We start from the raw sequence: 19,068 nt of genomic DNA, 5'->3' as shown, positions 1-19,068 counted from the left end.
CCGTCCCGCGTGAATTCAACGCTGCCGCTGCGCCTTCAGCCCGACGATGGAGCTGTTAACCGTGAAATTCCCCTTCCCGCTGCCGCGATCATGGCGCGCAGCGGGCGATGCCCTCGACGCCAAGGCCGCCCCGGTCGCGCAACCGCTGCCGGGCGATCCGGATGCCTGGATCGCCTGCGAGCATTGCGACACCCTGCATCGCCACGAAGTCATTGCGCTCGATGAAGAGGCGCACTGCACGCGCTGCGGCGTGAAGCTGTACCGCAACCAGAGCGAGCGCCTGTCGGTGCTGCTGCCGCTGGTGGTGACGGGCCTCATCGTCTACATCGTCGCGAACATCTTTCCGATTGCCGAGATGAACGGCGGCGGCAACCGGCACGCCACCACGCTCTGGGGTGCCATCGTGGCGCTGTATGACTACGACATGCTGTTCACTGCCGTGCTGGTGGCGCTCACCACGGTGTTTTTTCCGCTGATGTACATGTCGGTGCTGGCGCCGCTGCTCATCGCGCGATGGCGCGGGCGGCAGCATCCGGCCGCCGCGCTGGTGCTGCGCGCGGCAGCGTTGATTCGCCCGTGGGCGATGGTCGAGATCTTCATGCTGGGCGTGGTGGTGGCCCTCATCAAAGTGGCACGCATGGTGTCGCTGGAAGCCGATGCAGGCTTGTGGGCGTTTGCCGCGCTGACCGTGTTCCTGACGGTGGCGTTGTCGATCGACCTGCGGCCGTTCTGGCGCGAGATCGGCCTGACGCTGCCGCCGGGCTCGCAAGTGGACGCGCCCACGGGCGTAGATGCCGCCGCCCGGCCTGGGGAGAAGCGCTCATGAGCAGCGCCACCACGCCTGCCTCCGCACAGCCGGCGCAACAAGCCCGCCCGCTGCGCGCCGCCGCGCATGGCCTGGTGACATGCGAGCGCTGCGGCCTGCTGGCGCGCATGCCCGAATCAGAGGCCGCCACGCGAGCGGTGCTGACCCACGAAGACGCGCCCGACGAAACCGCCCCAGCGCCAGTCTGCCCGCGCTGCATGTCGCCCCTGCACGTGCGCAAGCCCGACAGCCTGGCGCGCTGCTGGGCGCTGCTGATTGCGGCAGCCGCCATGTACCTGCCGGCCAACCTGCTGCCGGTGATGATTACCGACACCCTCCTCGGCACGCAGCAGGACACCATCATGAGCGGGATCGTCTACCTCTGGACGTCGGGCTCGTGGCACCTGGCCATCATCGTGTTCATCGCAAGCTTCCTGGTGCCGCTGGCCAAGCTCGGCATCCTCGCGGTGCTGTGCCTTTCGGTGCAGCAACGCTGGCACTGGAACCCGCGCCTGCGCACGCGCCTGTATGCGCTGGTCGAGATCATCGGCCGGTGGTCGATGCTCGATGTGTTTGTGGTGACGCTGCTCGCAGGTCTTGTGCACCTCTCGACGCTGGCCATCATCAAGCCCGGCCCTGGTGTCGGCCCGTTTGCCGCCGTGGTGGTGCTGACCATGTTCGCCGCCCGCTGTTTTGATCCCCGCCTGATCTGGGACGTCATCGACGAGCCCGATCCCGAAGAGACCGATGTATGACCGACCCCGTCGATAACGAAAACATTCCGGCGCCGCGCCGCACGAAGCGCAAGCGCTGGCTGCCCTCGCTGATCTGGCTGGTGCCGATCGTGGCGCTCGTGGTGGGCGCCACACTCATGGCGCGGGTGATCCTGGCGCGCGGCGCGCAGGTCACCGTCACGTTCAGCTCGGCCGAGGGCATCGAGGCCGGCAAGACGCGCGTCAAATACAAGAGCGTCGATATCGGCGTGGTCAAGGCGGTCGGGCTGACCGACGACCGCTCCGGCGCCGTCGTGCTGATCGAACTGACGCATGACGGCAAGGCGTTCGCCGCATCGGACACGCGCTTCTGGGTGGTGCGCCCGCGCGTGGCGGCCGGCAGCATTTCGGGGCTCGGCACGTTGCTCTCCGGCGCCTATATCGGCGTGGACGGCGGCCGCTCGCAAGAGAAGAAATCCGTCTTCAGGGGCCTCGACACACCGCCGGCCATTTCGGCCGACGCGCCCGGCAAACAATTCACGCTGCACGCACCCGACCTGGGCTCGCTCGACATCGGTGCGCCGGTGTATTTCCGTCGCGTGCGCGTGGGCCAGGTGACGGCTTACGACATCGACGCCGACGGCAAGGGCGTGACGTTGCACATCTTCGTCAACGCGCCGTTCGACAAGTTTGTGGCACGCGGCACGCGGTTCTGGAACGCCAGCGGCATCGACCTCAAGCTCGACGCCAATGGGCTGAAGGTCGATACGCAATCGCTGCTGACCGTGGCGCTCGGCGGCATCGCGTTCCAGACGCCCGAGGAAGCCGATCACGAACCGGCTGCGTCCGACGCGCAGTTCCAGCTCGTGCGCAACGAAACTGCAGCGCTAAAGGACCCGGAACACCTGTCGCAGACCGTGGTGATGTACTTCCACCGCTCGCTGCGCGGCCTCAACGTGGGGGCGCCGGTGGAGTTCAAGGGCATCAATGTGGGCGAGATCAAATCGATCGGCATCCACTACAGCAAGAAGCGCCACGAGTTCGTGCTGCCCGTGACGGCTACCCTGTACCCGACCCGCTTCGGCATGGACATCCGCGACGACAATCCGCAGCACGCCGCCGAAGACGTCCGCACGCAGTTCGATGTGCTGGTGAAGAACGGCATGCGCGCGCAGCTGAAGAGCGCGAGCCTGCTGACGGGCCAGCAGTTCGTGAACCTCGACTTCATCGACGCAGCGGACCGCGACAAGACTCCGCCGCGCTTCGGCATGCGCGATCGTGACGGTGCGTACGTCTTCCCGACTGCCGACAACCCGACCGACGACCTCGAGGCGCAGATTGCCGGCATCGCCAAGAAGCTCAACAAGGTGCCGTTCGAGCAGATCGGACAGGACGTCCACCGCACGCTGACCACGCTCGACGCCACGCTCAAGCAGACCGAGCAGTTGGCCAAGACCGTCAACAGCGACCTCGCTCCGCAGATGAAGGAGACGCTGGCCGAGGCCCGCCGCACGCTGGATTCTGCGCGCCAGGTCTTCTCTGACGATGCCCCGCTGCAACGCAATGCGCGCGATACGCTGGAACAGGTGGCCAAGGCCGCCGCGTCCGTGCGCGTGCTGACCGACTATCTGGACCGCCACCCGGAAGCGCTGATCCGCGGCAAGGCAAAGGACGCGCAATGATGCCGATGCAAACGACGATGCTGTCTTCTTCTGTGCGCCTGGCCTGCGCGGCTGGCGCGGCTGCAATGGTAGCGGCGTGCGCCTCGCCCGAGCCGACGCTGCACACGCTGTCGGCGCGCCCGGCCGCCGCCGACACGGTGCGCTTCGAGCGGGCCTTCCGCCTCTCGGGCGTGCGGGTGCCCGACCGCCTCGACAAGCCGCAGATCGTGCTGCGCACATCGGACAGCGAAGTGCAGGCGCTCGAGCAACAGCGTTGGGCCGCACCGTTCGGCGCGGAGTTGCGGGATGCGTTGTCCGTCAATCTGGCGGCGGCGCTGGCCGCGGTGGACGTCGGCGGCGGCGCGGCGCCCGCCGGCGTGCCGCTCTACCGCATCACTGCCGACATGCGCAGCTACGATGCGCGCCCCGGCCAGCGCGTCGCGGCGCTGCTGACCTGGCGGGTCGCGCGCGACGTCGCCAAGCCGGATATGGCGCAGCCCGCAGCCGCCGCACTCACGTGCCAGACCGCGCTGACCGAGCCGGTGGCCGGCGACCAGAACGCAGGCGTCGATGCCGTGGTGTCCGCCACGCAGCGCCTGGTGCAGCAGTGGTCGGCGCAGATTGCGCAGAGCGTGCAGGGGCTCGAATCGCCGTCCTCCGTGCCGGCGTGGTGCCGGTAAGGCGATGCGTCAGCGCTCGGCGAGTTGCTGCGTGAGCCGGCCGAGCGTGGTGAGCGCCGCTTCCAGGTCAGCCGAAGGCGGCAGCCCGAAGCACAGCCGGAAGTAATGATCGAACCGGTTCAGGTTCGAGAACATCGTCCCCGGCGCAATGCGGATGCCCTGCGCCAGCGCCGCATCGAACAGCGCCACCGACGACACATTGGCCGGTAGTTCCACCCACATCGCCAGACCGCCGGCCGGCACCGACAGCCGCGTGCCGGCCGGAAAGCATCCCGCGATCGACTCCGCCATCCGCTCGCGCTGCTCGCGCAAGGTCTGCCGAAGCGTGCGCAGATGCCGGTCGTACGCGCCCGATGCGATGAAGCGCCCGGCCATCACCTGCGACCACGACTCGTTCGGTCGCGACTGTGCAAACTTCAGCATCTGCACGCGCTCGTGCCAGCGGCCCGCCGCCATCCACCCGAGGCGCAGGCCGGGCGCCAGCACCTTGCTCAGTGACGCGCAATAGATGACGTTGCCTGTGCGGTCCCATGCCTTGATTGCCTTCAGCGGCGTGGGGCTGTCGGCCAGTGCGCTGTAGGTGTCGTCTTCGATCAGCGCGATGCGATGCGCATCGCAAAACGCCGCCATCCGCCGCTTGGCCGCGTCGGGCATGATGCTGCCCAGCGGGTTCTGCAGGTTCGGCACGACCACCACCGCCCGGATGTTGCCGTAGGCCTGCACCGCCATCTCCAGCGCCTCGATCGACATGCCCGTGCGCGGGCTGGTGGGAATCTCGACCGCGCGCATGCCAAGGCTTTCCAGCACCTGCAGCAGCCCGTAATACGTGGGCGATTCCACGGCCACCGTGTCGCCGGGCTGGGCGACGGCGCGCAATGCCAGATTCACTGCCTCGATGCAGCCGTGCGTGACCACCACGTCGTCCGGCGCAATCTGCACGCCCATGTCCAGCGCCCGGCGCGCCACGGCGGTCTGCAACTCGGGATGCCCGTTCGGTCGCACAGCCTGCGTGAGCAGGAGCGGATGCCGGCGCAGCATCTGCGAGGCAATCCGGTTGAGCGCTGCCGATGGATACAAGGTGGCGGCCCCGCTTGCACCCGACAGGTCGACGCGCAGAGTAGCCTGCTGCCCGCGCGCCACGATGGCCGACACGCGCGCATGCACGCCCACGTAGGCAGCGGGGTCGGGCGTTGCCAGCTCCGGCTCCTTGACGGGGGCCAGCAACGCGCGGCGCGGCTGGCGCACGAAGTAGCCGGAGCGCTCCCGCGCCTCGAGCCAGCCTTCTGTCTCGAGATGCCGGCATACCTGCAGGGCGGTCGACAGGCTCACACCGTGCGTGCGCATCAACGTGCGCACTGACGGCATGCGCTCGCCGGGCGCGAGGACGCCGCTGCGGATGGCGCCGAGGTAGTGATCGGCCAACGTGCGATACAGCGGCTGTGCGGGCGGCGGAGTCAACTCGGCGACGGACATGGCGGGCGATAACACGGTGAGGTGCACGGCACATCATGCCGGGCACGGCCACACCGCAACAGATACAGAGAGCACAAAACTGTACCGCAACAGATGTACGCCGGTGCGCCGCTGTTGCGTCCCACACGGCCGGCTCTGTGCCTGTTGCGGCACGGCGCACCACCCTACGCTGCCTTCATGTTCAGGAGATCGACATGATGGCAACGACGACACCCTCTCTCGAAGCGCTGCGCCTCGGTGCCGCACAGAACGGCCTGCACTGGTTCGCGGCCGGGACCACGCTGATCGTGCTCGAAGGTCGCGCGCAACTCGAACCTCCATCGCGTACGCAAGCCCCCGTGCGGCACACGGTCGACGCCGGGCGCGCGCATATGCTGGAGACCTCGGGCTGGTGGCGCCTGCATAGCGCAGGCCGCAGCGGCGTCCACCTGCGCGTGGTACCGCCTGCTCACCCTGCGCTGCAGCGCACTTGGCTGCAGATGTGGCAGTGGCTGGCAAGATCGACTCAGCCACGCAGGGTCTCGCGTGGCTGAGTGGTCAATGGCAGGACGCCGCGCTAGCGACGCTCGCCTGGAGGCGCATGCGGCGCCTGGGGCCGCTTGCCGTCATCCTTGCGAATCGACGCGTTCTCGAAGTCGCCCGGGTCTTCTTCGCCCACGCCGCTTTCGCTCGGGATCGCCGGGGCCGCGGGCCGGGCGGTCGGCTCGTCCGCGGACGGCTCCGGGTGCGCCTGCTCGCCGTGGCCGGGCCGGTTCTCGGTGCTCATGGCTGCTTGCGGCTGTTCTGATGCTGCCCCAGGCGCTGCTGGTTCTGCGGCATCTGGCCCGCTTGCGCGGCGGCGCGGCCGTCTTCGGTGGGCGTTTGCGCGGCGCGCTTGATGGACTGGTCGGTGCTGTGCTGCCGTGGCGAGCGCAGCGCGCGGTCCGCCTCTGAACTGTCCTTCGTGCCGCCGTGCGCCTGGCTGTGCTCGGTGTGGCGGTTCCCCTGGTGCATGCCCTTCTGGTCAGCCGGCTCGGCAGTGGGCTTGTGCTGTTGCTGTGCATGTTGCTTCATCGTCGGACTCCTTGTCGGTTGCGGGCCGCTCAGGCGACGTGCCCGCAGCGCACACCTCACGCAACCCGCGTGCCGCCGTCACAGCGCAGAGCAGTCCTCCCGGTTGGCGCGCGCGGGTATCCGCCTTGCTGGAACTGCGGTGTCGCGCCCTGGCGCACTCGCATGCATGGAGATCCCACATGGCAACCAGCAACCTGTATCGCACTGGCGAAGCACCTGCTCAGACCGGCAAGGGCCACGGCACCGAAGCCCTCGGCCCATCCGACAGTTCGGACACGGGCAGCGACGTGGTCGGCGGCCCCGGCCTCGGCAGTGATGTTGAAGACCGCTTCGACGACGACCCCGCCGTCCACCCGCATGGCAACGCGGCCAACCGCACGGCCGGCGCAGACCTGGGCGACGTCGAGCTCGACAGCGACACCGACTCCACAGGCACCGGCGAGCGCCGCGCCGCGGGCCACGATTTCGTCACCCGCGAGGGCGGCGACCTGATGCCGGACACGGTGCGCGACGTGCGCGACCCGGGCGTGGAAACGCTGCTCGACGACGAAGCCTTCGAGCACGCCACCGGCCTGGCCGGTGAAAACGACGACGCCGACGCCCCCGACGCGGTCGACCTGGACGAAGCGCCCATCGAGCCGCAGCCCGGCACGCGCGATGTGCCGGTGCAGTCGCCATCCGGCGGCACCGATTGGTCCGACGACATGCGCCGGAACCGCCCGACTTACAAAGGCAAGCGTGTGCCGGGTCAGCACCGCAGCTAGCGAAGGGCATGGGTCTGCACGCGGCAGCCATCGCGTCTAGACTGGTGGCGGCCGCCGCAACCGGGCAGCGGCCCGCCGCGCCCGCGCCGGGCGTACATCCTGGCCCCTCCCGATGATCCGTCTTCCCCTCATCCTTCGTACGGCCGCGCTGGCAGCGGCGTTGGCCGCCGCCTTCCCGATGGCGGCCTCCGCGCAGAATGCGCAGGCCCCGGCCCGCGTGCGTGCCACCATCGACGCTGTCCACGGCAACGCCCTCGACGTCACGGACACCGCCGGCAACCAGGCCACGGTGGCGCTGCCGGCGGACCTCAGCGTGACCGAAGTCGCGCCGACCGAGCCGTCAGCCATCCGCCCCGGCAGCTACATCGGCACGGCCGCCGTCAAGCAGCCGGACGGCACGTTGCGCGCGCTGGAAGTGCATGTGTTTCCCGAAGCCATGCGCGGCACCGGCGACGGCCACCGCCCATACGACCTCGGCCCCGACAGCACCATGACCAACGGCACGGTCGAGCAGGCCGGCGCGGTGACGGCGGCCCAGGGCCGCACGCTGTCGGTGAAGTACAAGGATGGAGAGCAGCGCATCGTGGTGCCGGCCGACGTGCCCATCGTCACGTTCGCGCCGGGCCGGCGTGATGCGTTGAAGGCCGGCGCGCACGTCGTCATGTTCGTACGCGCCGACGCGCACGGCACGCTGACGGCGCAGCGCGTGCTGGTGGGCAAGGACGGGATGGTCCCGCCGATGTAAGGACCGCGCGGGCCAGCCTCGCGCGCCGGCCCGCCTTGTTAGAACGGCTTGCTGACCGAGAGCAGGAACGTGCGGCGCGGCGCGAACTGCGGCGCACCCACGCCGATACCCGTGCCATCGCGCAGCTGGTAGCTGCGGTCGAAGACGTTCAACACCGTCAGGCGCGTCTTGATCTTGCCGAGCATCGGCAGGTTGAAGTCGCGCGCGGCACCCACGTTCATCTGCCAGTAGGCCGGCAGGCGGTCGGTATTGGCAAAGCCGTTGCGCAGGCCGCTGCCGAACAGCACATCGGTCATGTACGTCGTGCCGGCATACCGATACGACACGCCGGCCGACGCGGTCAGGCGCTGGTCGTGATCGAGGTTCACCCAGTGGTTGTTGATGTAGGCCAGCTCCTCGGCGTCGAAGTTGAACTGGCCGGTCTCGATGCCCTTGCCCTGCGCGCGCGACACGGCCACATTGAGGTACGCACCGAAGTTGCCGTTGCGGTAGTTCGCGCTGCCTTCCAGGCCATAGATGCGGCCGCGCTCGAAGTTGAACGCCGAATACAGCAGCGCGTTGCCGAACTGGCCTTCGTCCTGCAGATGGCGCACGTCGCGGTAATACGCATCGAGCCCGAGCGTGAGGTGCGGCGTGACCTGGTGCGAGACGCCGATATCGAAGTAGTTCGAGCGCTCCGACCTGACCGCCGTGTTGGCATCCGACGGCAGCGCGTTCGTCGTGCCGGCAAAGGCCTGCACCGAGGTGGTATCGAACTTCTCGGTGGGTGGCGGCGTGAAGTACCGCGCATAGCCGGCATGCACGCGCGTGCGCGGCGTCAGGTCATACGTCACGCCCAGGCGCGGACTCAGTTGCTGCTCGCTGACGATGGTATTGACGTGATCGTAGCGTGCGCCGTAGTTGACGGTCAGCTTGTCGGTGGGCTTCCACTCGTCCTGCAGGTAGACGCCCAGGGTCGTGCCGCTGCCGCTGTGGTTGTCGACGATCGTGAACGGCGTGGTGCTGGTCTGCGCGCCGGTGTCATCGGCGGGGAAGACGCTGGAGGTGTTGTCGGCCACGTAGCGCTCGCGCTGCGCGAAGACGCCGAAGCGTAGCGTGTGCTTGTCACCGAGCTTGTAGCTCGCATCGCCCTGCACGCCGTACGCCTCGTTGCGGCGCGTGATGTCGGCAGCCACGCCGTTGTAGACGAGGTCGCCAATCGGATCGGGCATGTAGTCGATGCGGCTCGCCCGGCGGAACACCGACACCTGGTAGTCCAGCCTGGACGACACCTTCTGCTGGTACGTCAGGATCTGGAAGTCGGTCTTCTCGCGCTGGTTCGCATTGAGCGCCTCCGATGCCGGCGGTACCGCGCCATCGAGCGTGAACTGCGGCGCAAGCCCGGGGCGCGTGGGAATCTGGAAGCGCCCGTTGGACGTGCCGAACATGAAGCTCACGCGGCTGTCGTTGTCGAGCAGGTACGAAAGCATGCCGAACGACTTGTTCTGCGTGGTGTGGTCGTGCGTGGCGTTGCGGTTGCCCGTGGGGTTTTCGATGCCGAGGTTGTTCTCCAGGAACACGCCCGACAGGTAATAGCTGAAACGGTCCTTCGTGCCCTGGATCTGGGCGTTGACCTCGTGCGTGGCGTTGCTGCCGAGCACCGTGCCGATCTCGCCGCCGAAGGCCTTGGGCTCGCCGTCCTCGTCGGAGGCAGCGCCCTTGGTGGTGATGTCGACAATGCCGGCGGTGCGATAGCCGTACTGCGCCGGCAGCGCGCCGGTCAGCACGTTGATCTGGTTGGCGAAGCGCGTGTCGAGCATCTGGCCGAAGCCGCTGATCGGCTCGGGAATGATCACGCCGTTGATGCGGTACTGCAGGTTGGAGTGGTCGCCGCGCACGTGCAGCTGGCCGTAGGAATCCTGCACCACGCCCGGAGCCTGCAGCAGCACCTGGTTGAGCGGGGTCGCATCGCCCAGGGGCAGGCGGGCGATGTCGTCGGTGTCGAACTTGTAGACGGAGCTGCCGGTGTCGGGCGAGAGCGCGTTGCGCGCGGCATCGAGCCGCTTAGCGCTCACGCGGGTTTCGCTGAGGTCGCGGACACTGCCGGCCGGCGTGGCGGCGTTGCCGGCGTTGGCGGCAGGCGGGGCGGCTTCCTGCGCGAAGGCGGGAGCGGCCGCAAAAGGTGGCAGGACGGCGGCAAGCGCCATCACCAGCTTGGCGGGCTGGAACGGAATCATGGACAGACCTTTGAATCGAGCGGATGCGTCAGACAGCGGCTCGCGCGCGCATCACCACACGGAGCCGACGGGCAAGGCAGGAATCAAAGGGGGAACGGAGGATCGCGCGAACACACGGCCACCGGAAAGACCGGCGCGCCTGCACGGAAACCGATGCGCGGAAAGTGCCAGCGCCGGGTATGGGCCAGGCCCATCGCCGCCAGCATCGGCAAGGCGGCCGCAAGCGCTGCAAACGCTGCGCATTGCAGGCAGACGGCATGTTCCTGCGCGGGGCTGCGCTCGGTGCCGCCGGGCGTGGCCGCAGCGGTACTGACAATGCGGGGGCCGCCGCTGGCTTCCTCACCCCAATGCGACAGCGCATGCCGCAGCGCGCCCTGCTGCCCAAACAGCAGGAACGCGGTCAGCAGGCAGGCCAGCCAACGCAATTGGAGGAAGGAGGAGCGGAACGAACGCACGGTCAGGGACGCAGATGCCGGCGCCCGACGCGATAGGGCATCGCGCGCCAACATGCAACTAAGTTGCGAATTCTGACACCGGCCGCCTGATTCAGCAATCCGTCAGGCGGGGGGCAGGACAACCCGCAACCGTAGCGCCTTTGTGTTACAGCCGCGTGTGCGCAAACCCCGCAGCCAGACCGGTCGGCAAACCGAGGCCCGGCACGGACACGCGCTTCCAGCTGGCCCGCGTCTTGCGGGCTGCCCCGGCGCGTTGCGCGGGTGCGCCCACTTCGGCGGCGTCGCGCAGCCCCGCCAGCCATGCGCCGTAGTCGAACCAGCCGTCACGCACGAGCTGCTCGCCCACGCAGTTGGCGAAGCGGTCGGACTTGGGCAGGAAGCACAGTTCGAAGCCTTCCGTCTCGCGGCGGCCATGCATCCAGCGATGCGGCACCTGGTGGCTCGCCAGCGCCTCGGACAGGCGCGTGCCATAGCGCTGCTGCGCCTGGCGGCGGGCACCGATGACGTGGAAGCTGTCGAGCAGCCGGCGCAGCCCGAGCGCCGAGCGCACGTGGCGCACCTCGGCGTCGACGAGCAGTTCGCGGTTCTGCGTGCGCGCCTGCAAGACCAGCGCAGCAAAATGGTGCGCGCCCCACTCGTTCATGTAGAACAGTTCGCCGCCGGCAAAGTCGTAGGCACGGAACACGTTGACCTGATCTGCGTAGCGGAACACGTGGCGCCGGTTGGCAGCAAAGTCGGCGTCGGTGCTGTGTGGAATGCGGCGGCAATGCTGATGCGCGAACACCAGCATGCTCGGGAACGAATGCACCGAGCACGGCGACTGCGCCAGCCCCGTCACGGCGCGGATATCGACCTTGCAATGCTCGCGGCGCATGCCCACAAGCTGGCTTAGATGGTGGTGCAGTTCATCGACCCAATCAGCGTGCGGCAGATGCTTCGGAAACAGCTGATGCGCCGGCTCGGCGAGGCCGCCCTCAAGCAGGAACGGCACGCTCTTGTGCCAGATATCGAGTTTCCAGTGCGACAGCGCATCGCTTGGCGTGCGATGGTGCGCAACCGATTGCGTGATGCTGAAAGCGCGCGACTGCAACACCCAATGCGACGCCGCGTGCAGCAGATTGGAAACGTTCATGTCACCCCCCGGAAGACTGAATCGTTCGTTTGCGGATGGCCGACCACGCTCTGGCTCTGCGGCGCAGGTTCGGCAACGTCAGGAACAACGACTCAAACGTACCCCACTTTAGAGGGGTGTGCCATGAAGTTTGTTGAAGTCCGTGTTAATAAAAATACACATACGGCGTGGGGGCTTGCCAGGCGCGCGGCGTGCTGGAAGACGGGGCATCCCCACCCGCAGGAGAGCGCGATGCCCACCCAGCCAGGCCGCACCCAAACCGACACGACGCAGCCGCCGGCCCCGTCCAAACCCAGCGCCGCGCCCGAGCAGCGTCCGCGCCAGCCCGGCGACAAGCTCGTTCCGCCCGACACGCGGCCCGATAACCCCGACCGCAAGGAACCGCCCGTGGAAGACGTCTGAGCCGCGCGCTCAGACCAGGCACATGTCGGAGACTTCCTCGTCGGACAAACCCCACGTGGTGGCGTCTTCCACGCTGACGATGGCGTCGTCCGACTTGCTGAGGCTGATGCGCTCGGGGCGCACGCGCGTCTTGGTGTTGCCCGAGTAGAACACGACCACGTCCGGCTTGAGCGCGGAGGCCTCGTTCTGGTTGACGACCACGCCGAGCCGGTTGGTGCGCAGCTTGACCAGCGTGCCCACCGGGTAGATGCCCACGCTGCGCGTGAAGGCCTGGAAGATGGTGCGGTCAAACTGCGTGTCGGTGCGCGCCATCATGTACTTGAGCGCCTGCGCCGGCGACCACGCATGGTGATACGGGCTGCTCGAGGTGAGCGTGTCGTACACATCGCAGATGGCGCCCATCTTGGCCCACAGGCTGATGCCGTCGGCCTTCTGGGCGTCGGGGTAGCCGCTGCCGTCGATGCGCTCGTGGTGGTGCAGGCAGATCTCGCGCGCGATCTCGCTGAACTGCCCGGTGCCCACCAGCAGGTGGTGGCCGCCCACGGCGTGCGTCTGCAGCAGCGCGAGTTCGTCCTTGGTGAGCGCCGTGCTCTTGTCGAGCAGCGTGCGCGGCATGGCCGACTTGCCAATGTCATGCACCAGCCCGCCCAGCCCGCATTCGCGGATCTCGTCTTCAGGCAGGCCCAGCGTCTTGGCCAGCGCGACCATCAGCGCGCAGACCGCAAACGAGTGCAGGTACGTGTAGTCGTCCTTCGTCTTCAGGCGCGCCAGGGCGATGAGCGCATACGAGTTGCGTGCCAGCGAATTCGACACGTCGTCCACCAGCAGCAGCGCCTTCTCGGTTTCGAGCGCCCGGCCCATGCGGGCCTCGGCGAACATGTGGCCGAGCGTGGCCTTGCCGTTCTGCACCAGCTGCTGAGCGTGCTTCCACTCTTCCTTGAGCGACGTGGGTGTAATCGGCGGCCGGGCGGCAAGGGTCTCGCGCGTCAGTGGTTCAGGCTCGGGTACCGCTGGCGCAGAGGTCGGCATCAGGTTAGCAGGCAGTACGTCTTCGCCGCGTTCCGGATCGATCCAGACCTCGGTGATGCCCGCCTTGCGGATGTCCTCGATCTGTCCCTGGTTCGACAGCTGGAACTGCGTGCGCCAGAACGGATGCTTGAGCCATGACCCACCCAGCTTCATGACAAACATGCCGACACGCAATTGGCTCGCATCGATTTGCTTCATACCCTGCCTACCTCGGCTCGAAGTCCGGTTTTCTGATTGAAATAAGGGGCGGCATGCCTGCCGGCGCTGGCGCCGTCCTCGCCTTGACGTGGGTGCTCTGGGCCACAGCGAGTCGAGCCGCGCTTGGCTTATCGGCACGAGCCGGCAAAACTTGAGGGCGAATGTGGCGCGGACCGCATGCCCCAGGGCCAAGGGGAGGCTCGCGGCGTGGCTGTTCGATTCAAACGGGTAAAGCGTCAAGACCCTCCCGTGTCGGGCTGGCAGACGGCGCCAAGCGGCGTACACTAAGCCCAGGGTGGGTGCACACCGGCCATGTATGCGGCTCCAGTGTGATCAGGCCCTCATGGATGCATGCACGATATGACCCCAGATCCCGCGTCCCAACGCAAGCAGCCCGGCCCCGACGACTTCGCGCTCAACCGCGAGGCGATCCGCTGGCTGGCGTCCCTGCCCGACGAAGTGCGGCCGATCGAGCTGGGCCGCAGGTTCCCGCGCATCATCAACACGATCGCCGCCAAGTGGGTGGACTTCATCGGCTGCCGGCGCTACCTGAACAGCCTGCAGATGGATGACCGCGGCGGCCGGCAGGGCTTTCCGTTCGAGATCGTCCAGGAAATCTGCACGCTGCGCGAATACTTCGATTCGCTCTACCCGCCCGAGAAGGATCCGTGGCAGAAGGCCATGGACGCCGACAAGCGCTGATCCGCCCTGGCAAACCGGACACGGCCCGCATGCGGGCCGTTCGTCATTCAGGCGCGGCGGCCGGCCCCGCGGCGAGCTTGTTGAGCAGCGCGAGCAGTGTCCGCCGTTCGTCGCCCGACAGATGTGCCGTCACACGGGCGTCGTGCTCGGTGACGGCACGTGTGATGTCCTCCAGCGTCGTCGCGCCCCGGGCCGTCAGCACGAGCCGGAAGGCGCGCTTGTCCTTCGGGGACGGCTGGCGCTCGACCATGCCCATCTCTTCGAGCGTGTCGACCAGCAGCACCGCGCCCGAGCGCGCCACGCCCAGGATGTTCGCCAGTTCCGTCAGCTTGAGGTTCGGGTTGTGCGCGATGACGGTCATGGCCGAAAAGCGCGGCGGCGTGATGTTCCACGCCTGCAGCGAGCGCACGAAATCTTCGTAGATGTGCAGCTGCGCGCGCCGCACCGCATAGCCGACCAGCCCGTCGAGGGCGCCATATTCCACATCGGCGAGGTGCGGGTTGAAGTGGCCGGATGCGGCCACGGCGGGGTAGAGATCGTCGGCTTTGGGCGTGCGCGGCATGGCGTTGGCGGTGGTGGCGGAGTCTCGGGATGATCGTCGGCGGCGTGCCGCTTGACCATGCGCGCACGCGCGCTTCAGTTCAGCAGTTTCCACTTGCCGTGCTCGATGGTCAGCAGCACACGGCCGCGCGCATCAAAGCCGAAGTGGTCGGCGGCCGTGTAGTTCAGCACCCCATGCGAGACGACGATGTCGCGCTCCGACTCCAGCGCCGTCTTCAGCGCCTGACGAAACTCGGGCGTGCCCGGCCGGGCCTGCTTGAGCGCCACCGGCACGATACGCTTGAGCACCTGCAGCGCGTCCCACGTGTGGGCGCCGAACTGGGTGCGCGTGTCCGGGCCGTTGGCCTTTTCGTAGCGGGTGACGTACTCGAGCGCCGTCTTCTTGCTGGGATGGCTGTCGGGCAGCTGCTCGGCCACGATCACGGGGCCCGCCGGCAGGATGGCGCCATCGACCGTCTTGCCGCCGATGCGGATCAGGTCCTTCGTCGCCGCGCCGTGCGTCTGGTAGATCGGGCCCGCATAGCCGCGATCGCGCAGCGACGTATGCGGCAGCGCAGCGCCCGTACCGGCGCCGGCCACCAGGATCGCATCGGGCTTGATGCTGACGAGCTTGGCCACCTGCCCGGTCACGCTGGTATCGGCGCGCGCATAGCGTTCCACATCGACGATCTTGATGCCGCGCGGCGTGGCGGCGGCGGTGAAATCCTTGAGCCAGCTCTCGCCGTACGCATCGGCAAAGCCGATGAAGCCGACGGTCTTGACGCCGGACGCCGCCATGCGCGCGGCAATCGCCTCGGCCATCAGCGAGATCGGCTGCGCGAGGCGATACGTCCAGTCGCCCTTGCCCGGCTTCAGCTCGACCGGCGCGAGCGACAACTGCGGCGTGTGCGATTCGGTCGCGACCTCGGCGATCGCAATCGACGGCGCCACCGCCGACGAGCCGACGATGATGTCGACGTGGTCTTCCGTCACGAGCTTGCGTGCCATGCGCGTGCCGGTGGTTGGGTCCGACGCGTCGTCCACCACCACGAGGCGCAGCTTTTCGCCGCCGATGCTGTCCGGGTAGAACGCCAGCGAATTCTTCTGCGTGATGCCCAGCGACGCCGACGGCCCGGTGGTCGACAGGCTCACGCCCACGACCACGTCGGCATGGGCAGTGGTCGCAAGCAGCAGCGCGACAGCGGCGCAGATGGTGCGGCGAATGGTCATGGTCCCCTCTTCTTTTCTGGTGGTGTTGTCGTCAGGCCGGCGCGCCGCCGCGGGCGGGCATGGGCGGCTGATCGCGCAGCGACTGCGGATCGAAACCGGCGAGTTTCTTGTAGCGTATCGCAATCCCTTCCAGCTCGGCGCGCGGGATCACGTCATCGATACGGGCAAAGCCCTGCGGCGCGCGTTCGTGCGCAAGCTGCATGACCTGTTCCGGCCCGTTCAGACGATTGCGCAGCACGATGCCGGCCGTGCGCGGCAGGCGATCGGCCTCGTACTCGCGCAGGGCGATGCCGATCTCGCGTGTGCTCAGCAGGCAATCGATCAGCGCGCGCGCGTCGAGAATCGCCTGCGCGCTGCCGTTCGAGCCGATCGGGTACATCGGGTGCGCCGCGTCGCCCAGCAGCGTGACGCGGCCGAACGTCCAGCGCGGCAGCGGATCCTTGTCGACGAGCGGGAATTCGTACACGGCCTGCGCGCCGTCGATGAGCGCGGGGATGTCGATCCAATCCCATTTCCAGTCGGCAAAGGCGCTGCGAAAGATGGCACGGTCGACTTCGCGGTTCCAGTCGCTGCGCGGCGGCGCCTCGTCGGGCACGCGCAGCTCGGCGATCCAGTTGATGCGCGAGCGGCCCTGCTGGCGCAGCGGCTCGGAGATGGGGTAGGCGACGAACTTCTGGTCCTGGTGGCCGGCCATGAACATCGTGCGGCCATCGAGATACGGTTGCCCTTCGGTGACGGCCCGCCACAGCATGCGGCCGGCAAAGCGCGGCGCGTCGCCCGTGGGGTAGAACTGACGGCGCACGGCGGAGTGGATGCCGTCGGCACCGATCAGCACGTCGGCCGACGATTCGACGATGGCGTCATTGGCGCGGTCGCGCAGCGTGAAGCGCACGGGGCCGCCGCCCTCGCCAGTCGACCGGACCGCCTCGAAGCTGTGGCCGAGATGCACGGCGTCGCGCCCGAGCCGCTCCATCACGGCATCGGCCAGCGCCATCTGGAATTCGCCGCGGTGGATGGAGAACTGCGGCCAGTCATATCCCGCCGCCAGCCCGCGCGGCTCGTGCCAGATCGGCTGGCCGAAGCGGTTGTAGTACGCCAGCGCCGACGTGCGGATCGCCAGCGCGCCGAGCGTGTCTTCGAGCCCGAGTTCGCACAGCTGGCGCGCCGCGTGCGGCAGCAGGTTGATGCCCACGCCCAGCGGCCGCAGCGTCTGCACCGCCTCCCATACCTCGACCTCAAAGCCCTGCCGCTGCGCCATCAACGCAAGCGTGAGCCCGCCGATGCCCGCCCCGATGATGGCGATCTTCATGGCTGTCTCCGTCCAAATTTTTGTTGCAGTCTATAACAATTTTTCCGGATGGCCAGACCGCGTGCATCAGGGCAATCCCTAGCCCGGAGCGATGGCGCGATCGCTTGACGCTCTGTGAGATATCACAATACCATCACTCGACTTTTACAGATTCGAGGTTCTGCGATGTCGCGCCCGATCAAGCTGGTTTCTCCCGGCGCCGCCAACCCTGCCCCGTTTGCAGTGGAACCGGCCGCGCACGCCCCCAAGGGCGCGGCCATGCGCGAGCTCGCCTATGCCGAGATCAAGCGCCGCATCATGGCGTGCGAGTTCCGCCCCGGCGAGCCGCTCAACGAGGCGCAGCTCGGCGCGCTGCTCGGACTCGGCCGCACGCCGATTCACCAGGCGCTGCATCGGCTCGAAGTCGAAGGGCTGGTGCAGATCCTGCCGCGCAAGGGCGTGCTGGTGACGCCGCTCTCGCTCAACGACGTGCTCGACATGATCGAAGTGCGCGCGACCAACGAGGTGCTGTGCGTGACGCTCGCCGCCGAGCGCGCCCACCCCGCCGACCTGGAAGCCATGCGCGCCATCGTCGATGCGTCGCCGGCCCTGATCGAGCAGCGCGACATTGCCGCGCTCGCGGCGCTCGACCTCAAGTTCCACCTCGCCATTTCGGCTGCCTCGCGCAACCGCGTGCTGGCCGAACTGCTACGCGGGCTGCATGAAAAGCAGGCGCGCTTCTGGTTCCTCTCGCTTTCCGAGCCGCAACACCTGCAGAACGTGTACGACGAACACCTTGCCGTGCTCGATGCGCTGGAGCGCCGCGACGTGCCCGCCGCGCGCGAGGCCATCCGCGAGCACATCGACGAGTTCCGCCGCACGATCATCCGCACGCTCTGATTTCGATTCCCCCTTGGCTTGTTTTCCCGCTTCTTCCGGATTCCGCATGACCACGCTGCACCTGAACCTCATGGGCCACGGCCCCATCGACGTGACTGTCGACCACCTCGTCATTGCCGGCTGGACCGGCCGCGACGCCGAGGCCGTCGAACACCACATCGCCGAACTCGAAGCGATCGGCGTGGCGCGCCCAGCCCGCGTGCCGTGCTTCTATCGCGTGTCGGCGTCGCTCTTGACCACCGATGCGCGCGTCGAGATTCCCGGCGCCGATTCGTCCGGTGAAGCGGAATTCGTGCTGTATTCCACGCCGATGGGCCTGTTGGTCGGCATCGGGTCGGACCATACCGACCGCAAGGTCGAAGCCTATGGCGTGACGGTCTCCAAGCAGATGTGCGCCAAGCCCGTGAGCCGCGACGTGTGGCGCTTCGACGCGCTGGCCGACCACTGGGACAGCCTCCAGATGAAGACTTGGCGCACACGCGACGGCCAGACCGCGCTGTACCAGGAAGGCAGCGTCACGCGCATGCTCGACCCGCGCGACCTCATCCGCCGCTACACCGGCGCCGACACGCTGCCGGTGGGGACCGCCATGTTCTGCGGCACGCAGCCGATCATCGGCGAACTCGGTTTTGGCGAGGCGTTCGACATGGCGCTGATCGACCCGGTGTCGGGCAGCGAGCTGCGCCATCGCTATGCTGTCCACACCCTGCCTGTTGAAGGCTGAAGCGCCCACCGGAGATTGCCGCATGACGACGCCCCGCCCCAACACCATCCGCGCACTCGCCGCCGACCTGGCTGCCGGCCGCACCACCAGCGTTGCCTTGACTGAAGCCGCGCTCGAGCGTGCCGAATCGCACCGCGCCTCCGGTGGTGCCGCGTACGTGAGCCTCGATGCGCAAGCCGCGCTCGCCATGGCGCGTGCCGCCGATGCCGCACGCGCGGCAGGCAATGTGCCCTCGCTGCTGGCCGGGCTGCCGGTGTCGATCAAGGACCTGTTCGACGTGGCCGGCCAGGTGACGGCCGCCGGCTCCCGCGCACTGGCCGACCGGCCGCCCGCCACCGCCGACGCCGCCGCCGTGGCG

At 68.0% G+C, this 19,068-nt stretch carries 22 protein-coding genes; 12 read left to right on the top strand and 10 right to left on the bottom strand.

Features of this window, described 5'->3' with window-relative positions; translation table 11 throughout:
• Nucleotides 1–46: 46 nt before the first annotated feature.
• The 4 genes from KHN96_RS20150 to KHN96_RS20135 are packed head-to-tail and all read left to right on the top strand — an operon-like array spanning nt 47 to nt 3,859.
• Entirely contained in the window at nt 47–826 is a 780-nt protein-coding gene (locus tag KHN96_RS20150; protein WP_062739507.1) for a paraquat-inducible protein A, read from the top strand.
• Complete coding sequence (locus tag KHN96_RS20145) at nt 823–1,560, top strand: paraquat-inducible protein A (RefSeq protein WP_027678083.1); 738 nt, start codon at nt 823–825, stop codon at nt 1,558–1,560. Before KHN96_RS20150 ends, KHN96_RS20145 begins: the two co-directional genes overlap by 4 nt.
• The gene (locus KHN96_RS20140) at nt 1,557–3,200 is read left to right on the top strand and encodes a PqiB family protein (RefSeq protein ID WP_045786096.1); all 1,644 of its coding nucleotides are present in this window, start codon (nt 1,557–1,559) and stop codon (nt 3,198–3,200) included. The genes KHN96_RS20145 and KHN96_RS20140 overlap by 4 nt, the downstream gene beginning before the upstream one ends.
• Nucleotides 3,197–3,859: a PqiC family protein gene (locus tag KHN96_RS20135; RefSeq protein ID WP_062739506.1), complete on the top strand. Its 663-nt coding sequence runs from the start codon at nt 3,197–3,199 to the stop codon at nt 3,857–3,859. Before KHN96_RS20140 ends, KHN96_RS20135 begins: the two co-directional genes overlap by 4 nt.
• A gap of 9 nt (nt 3,860–3,868) precedes the next feature.
• Here KHN96_RS20135 and KHN96_RS20130 read toward each other — a convergent pair whose 3' ends face one another.
• Nucleotides 3,869–5,332, bottom strand: a complete 1,464-nt coding sequence (locus KHN96_RS20130) for an aminotransferase-like domain-containing protein (protein WP_062739505.1) — start codon at nt 5,330–5,332, stop codon at nt 3,869–3,871.
• 194 nt (nt 5,333–5,526) lie between these two features.
• Between KHN96_RS20130 and KHN96_RS20125 the strand changes: the two genes are divergently transcribed.
• The gene (locus KHN96_RS20125; protein WP_238587599.1) at nt 5,527–5,865 is read left to right on the top strand and encodes a hypothetical protein; all 339 of its coding nucleotides are present in this window, start codon (nt 5,527–5,529) and stop codon (nt 5,863–5,865) included.
• A gap of 23 nt (nt 5,866–5,888) precedes the next feature.
• Here KHN96_RS20125 and KHN96_RS20120 read toward each other — a convergent pair whose 3' ends face one another.
• Both KHN96_RS20120 and KHN96_RS20115 read right to left on the bottom strand, forming a co-directional pair.
• A complete protein-coding gene (locus tag KHN96_RS20120; RefSeq protein ID WP_045786092.1) occupies nt 5,889–6,098 on the bottom strand; it encodes a lysozyme family protein in 210 nt (69 codons plus the stop codon).
• Nucleotides 6,095–6,385, bottom strand: a complete 291-nt coding sequence (locus tag KHN96_RS20115; protein ID WP_062739504.1) for a hypothetical protein — start codon at nt 6,383–6,385, stop codon at nt 6,095–6,097. Before KHN96_RS20115 ends, KHN96_RS20120 begins: the two co-directional genes overlap by 4 nt.
• Nucleotides 6,386–6,564: 179 nt before the next feature.
• Between KHN96_RS20115 and KHN96_RS20110 the strand changes: the two genes are divergently transcribed.
• Both KHN96_RS20110 and KHN96_RS20105 read left to right on the top strand, forming a co-directional pair.
• Nucleotides 6,565–7,149 carry a hypothetical protein gene (locus KHN96_RS20110; protein WP_045786090.1) on the top strand — a complete coding sequence of 195 codons (585 nt, stop codon included), beginning with the start codon at nt 6,565–6,567 and terminating at the stop codon, nt 7,147–7,149.
• A gap of 112 nt (nt 7,150–7,261) precedes the next feature.
• Nucleotides 7,262–7,894, top strand: a complete 633-nt coding sequence (locus KHN96_RS20105; RefSeq protein WP_045786089.1) for a hypothetical protein — start codon at nt 7,262–7,264, stop codon at nt 7,892–7,894.
• A 38-nt stretch (nt 7,895–7,932) separates the two neighbouring features.
• On the opposite strand, the gene KHN96_RS20100 is transcribed toward KHN96_RS20105, so the two are convergent.
• The 3 genes from KHN96_RS20100 to KHN96_RS20090 all read right to left on the bottom strand — a co-directional run bounded on the left by KHN96_RS20100 (nt 7,933) and on the right by KHN96_RS20090 (nt 11,697).
• Nucleotides 7,933–10,110: a TonB-dependent receptor gene (locus KHN96_RS20100; RefSeq protein WP_062739503.1), complete on the bottom strand. Its 2,178-nt coding sequence runs from the start codon at nt 10,108–10,110 to the stop codon at nt 7,933–7,935.
• A gap of 83 nt (nt 10,111–10,193) precedes the next feature.
• On the bottom strand, nt 10,194–10,565 hold the full coding sequence (locus KHN96_RS20095) for a hypothetical protein (RefSeq protein WP_045787790.1): 372 nt from the start codon (nt 10,563–10,565) through the stop codon (nt 10,194–10,196).
• A 145-nt stretch (nt 10,566–10,710) separates the two neighbouring features.
• Nucleotides 10,711–11,697 (bottom strand): DUF6685 family protein, encoded by a 987-nt coding sequence (locus tag KHN96_RS20090; RefSeq protein ID WP_062739502.1) that lies wholly within the window; start codon nt 11,695–11,697, stop codon nt 10,711–10,713.
• Between the two features lie 231 nt (nt 11,698–11,928).
• Between KHN96_RS20090 and KHN96_RS20085 the strand changes: the two genes are divergently transcribed.
• The gene (locus KHN96_RS20085) at nt 11,929–12,099 is read left to right on the top strand and encodes a hypothetical protein (protein WP_181817391.1); all 171 of its coding nucleotides are present in this window, start codon (nt 11,929–11,931) and stop codon (nt 12,097–12,099) included.
• 9 nt (nt 12,100–12,108) lie between these two features.
• Here KHN96_RS20085 and KHN96_RS20080 read toward each other — a convergent pair whose 3' ends face one another.
• Complete coding sequence (locus KHN96_RS20080) at nt 12,109–13,326, bottom strand: cyclic di-GMP phosphodiesterase (protein ID WP_045786086.1); 1,218 nt, start codon at nt 13,324–13,326, stop codon at nt 12,109–12,111.
• A 351-nt stretch (nt 13,327–13,677) separates the two neighbouring features.
• Between KHN96_RS20080 and KHN96_RS20075 the strand changes: the two genes are divergently transcribed.
• A complete protein-coding gene (locus tag KHN96_RS20075) occupies nt 13,678–14,028 on the top strand; it encodes a hypothetical protein (protein ID WP_045786085.1) in 351 nt (116 codons plus the stop codon).
• Between the two features lie 43 nt (nt 14,029–14,071).
• Here the strand turns inward: KHN96_RS20075 and KHN96_RS20070 are convergent, their stop codons facing one another.
• From KHN96_RS20070 to KHN96_RS20060, 3 genes are all read right to left on the bottom strand, one after another.
• Nucleotides 14,072–14,590: a MarR family winged helix-turn-helix transcriptional regulator gene (locus tag KHN96_RS20070; RefSeq protein WP_045786084.1), complete on the bottom strand. Its 519-nt coding sequence runs from the start codon at nt 14,588–14,590 to the stop codon at nt 14,072–14,074.
• A gap of 74 nt (nt 14,591–14,664) precedes the next feature.
• Nucleotides 14,665–15,798, bottom strand: coding sequence for an ABC transporter substrate-binding protein (locus tag KHN96_RS20065; protein ID WP_062739501.1), 1,134 nt, complete (start codon nt 15,796–15,798; stop codon nt 14,665–14,667).
• Nucleotides 15,799–15,829: 31 nt separating this feature from the next.
• Nucleotides 15,830–17,107, bottom strand: coding sequence for a flavin-dependent oxidoreductase (locus KHN96_RS20060; protein WP_062739500.1), 1,278 nt, complete (start codon nt 17,105–17,107; stop codon nt 15,830–15,832).
• Nucleotides 17,108–17,272: 165 nt separating this feature from the next.
• Between KHN96_RS20060 and KHN96_RS20055 the strand changes: the two genes are divergently transcribed.
• From KHN96_RS20055 to KHN96_RS20045, 3 genes are all read left to right on the top strand, one after another.
• On the top strand, nt 17,273–17,986 hold the full coding sequence (locus tag KHN96_RS20055; protein WP_045786081.1) for a GntR family transcriptional regulator: 714 nt from the start codon (nt 17,273–17,275) through the stop codon (nt 17,984–17,986).
• 46 nt (nt 17,987–18,032) lie between these two features.
• A complete protein-coding gene (locus KHN96_RS20050) occupies nt 18,033–18,710 on the top strand; it encodes a DUF2848 domain-containing protein (protein ID WP_062739499.1) in 678 nt (225 codons plus the stop codon).
• Between the two features lie 22 nt (nt 18,711–18,732).
• The coding region (locus KHN96_RS20045; RefSeq protein WP_244855914.1) for an amidase family protein at nt 18,733–19,068 on the top strand (336 nt) is incomplete at its 3' end.

This window comes from Ralstonia mannitolilytica (genome assembly GCF_905397375.1).
In the GTDB taxonomy this organism is placed as follows: domain Bacteria; phylum Pseudomonadota; class Gammaproteobacteria; order Burkholderiales; family Burkholderiaceae; genus Ralstonia; species Ralstonia mannitolilytica.
Note: the sequence above shows the minus strand (reverse complement) of the source record. Positions and strands in the feature narration are given on the sequence as shown.

Bases quoted from the DNA above. Each gene is read 5' to 3' on its own strand.
- KHN96_RS20060 (WP_062739500.1), bottom strand. From the start codon at position 17,107: ATGAAGATCGCCATCATCGGGGCGGGCATCGGCGGGCTCACGCTTGCG.
- KHN96_RS20075 (WP_045786085.1), top strand. From the start codon at position 13,678: ATGCACGATATGACCCCAGATCCCGCGTCCCAACGCAAGCAGCCCGGC.
- KHN96_RS20050 (WP_062739499.1), top strand. From the start codon at position 18,033: ATGACCACGCTGCACCTGAACCTCATGGGCCACGGCCCCATCGACGTG.
- KHN96_RS20100 (WP_062739503.1), bottom strand. From the start codon at position 10,110: ATGATTCCGTTCCAGCCCGCCAAGCTGGTGATGGCGCTTGCCGCCGTC.
- KHN96_RS20085 (WP_181817391.1), top strand. From the start codon at position 11,929: ATGCCCACCCAGCCAGGCCGCACCCAAACCGACACGACGCAGCCGCCG.
- KHN96_RS20055 (WP_045786081.1), top strand. From the start codon at position 17,273: ATGTCGCGCCCGATCAAGCTGGTTTCTCCCGGCGCCGCCAACCCTGCC.
- KHN96_RS20080 (WP_045786086.1), bottom strand. From the start codon at position 13,326: ATGAAGCAAATCGATGCGAGCCAATTGCGTGTCGGCATGTTTGTCATG.
- KHN96_RS20110 (WP_045786090.1), top strand. From the start codon at position 6,565: ATGGCAACCAGCAACCTGTATCGCACTGGCGAAGCACCTGCTCAGACC.
- KHN96_RS20120 (WP_045786092.1), bottom strand. From the start codon at position 6,098: ATGAGCACCGAGAACCGGCCCGGCCACGGCGAGCAGGCGCACCCGGAG.
- KHN96_RS20115 (WP_062739504.1), bottom strand. From the start codon at position 6,385: ATGAAGCAACATGCACAGCAACAGCACAAGCCCACTGCCGAGCCGGCT.
- KHN96_RS20140 (WP_045786096.1), top strand. From the start codon at position 1,557: ATGACCGACCCCGTCGATAACGAAAACATTCCGGCGCCGCGCCGCACG.
- KHN96_RS20105 (WP_045786089.1), top strand. From the start codon at position 7,262: ATGATCCGTCTTCCCCTCATCCTTCGTACGGCCGCGCTGGCAGCGGCG.
- KHN96_RS20090 (WP_062739502.1), bottom strand. From the start codon at position 11,697: ATGAACGTTTCCAATCTGCTGCACGCGGCGTCGCATTGGGTGTTGCAG.
- KHN96_RS20145 (WP_027678083.1), top strand. From the start codon at position 823: ATGAGCAGCGCCACCACGCCTGCCTCCGCACAGCCGGCGCAACAAGCC.
- KHN96_RS20125 (WP_238587599.1), top strand. From the start codon at position 5,527: ATGATGGCAACGACGACACCCTCTCTCGAAGCGCTGCGCCTCGGTGCC.
- KHN96_RS20150 (WP_062739507.1), top strand. From the start codon at position 47: ATGGAGCTGTTAACCGTGAAATTCCCCTTCCCGCTGCCGCGATCATGG.
- KHN96_RS20135 (WP_062739506.1), top strand. From the start codon at position 3,197: ATGATGCCGATGCAAACGACGATGCTGTCTTCTTCTGTGCGCCTGGCC.
- KHN96_RS20070 (WP_045786084.1), bottom strand. From the start codon at position 14,590: ATGCCGCGCACGCCCAAAGCCGACGATCTCTACCCCGCCGTGGCCGCA.
- KHN96_RS20065 (WP_062739501.1), bottom strand. From the start codon at position 15,798: ATGACCATTCGCCGCACCATCTGCGCCGCTGTCGCGCTGCTGCTTGCG.
- KHN96_RS20130 (WP_062739505.1), bottom strand. From the start codon at position 5,332: ATGTCCGTCGCCGAGTTGACTCCGCCGCCCGCACAGCCGCTGTATCGC.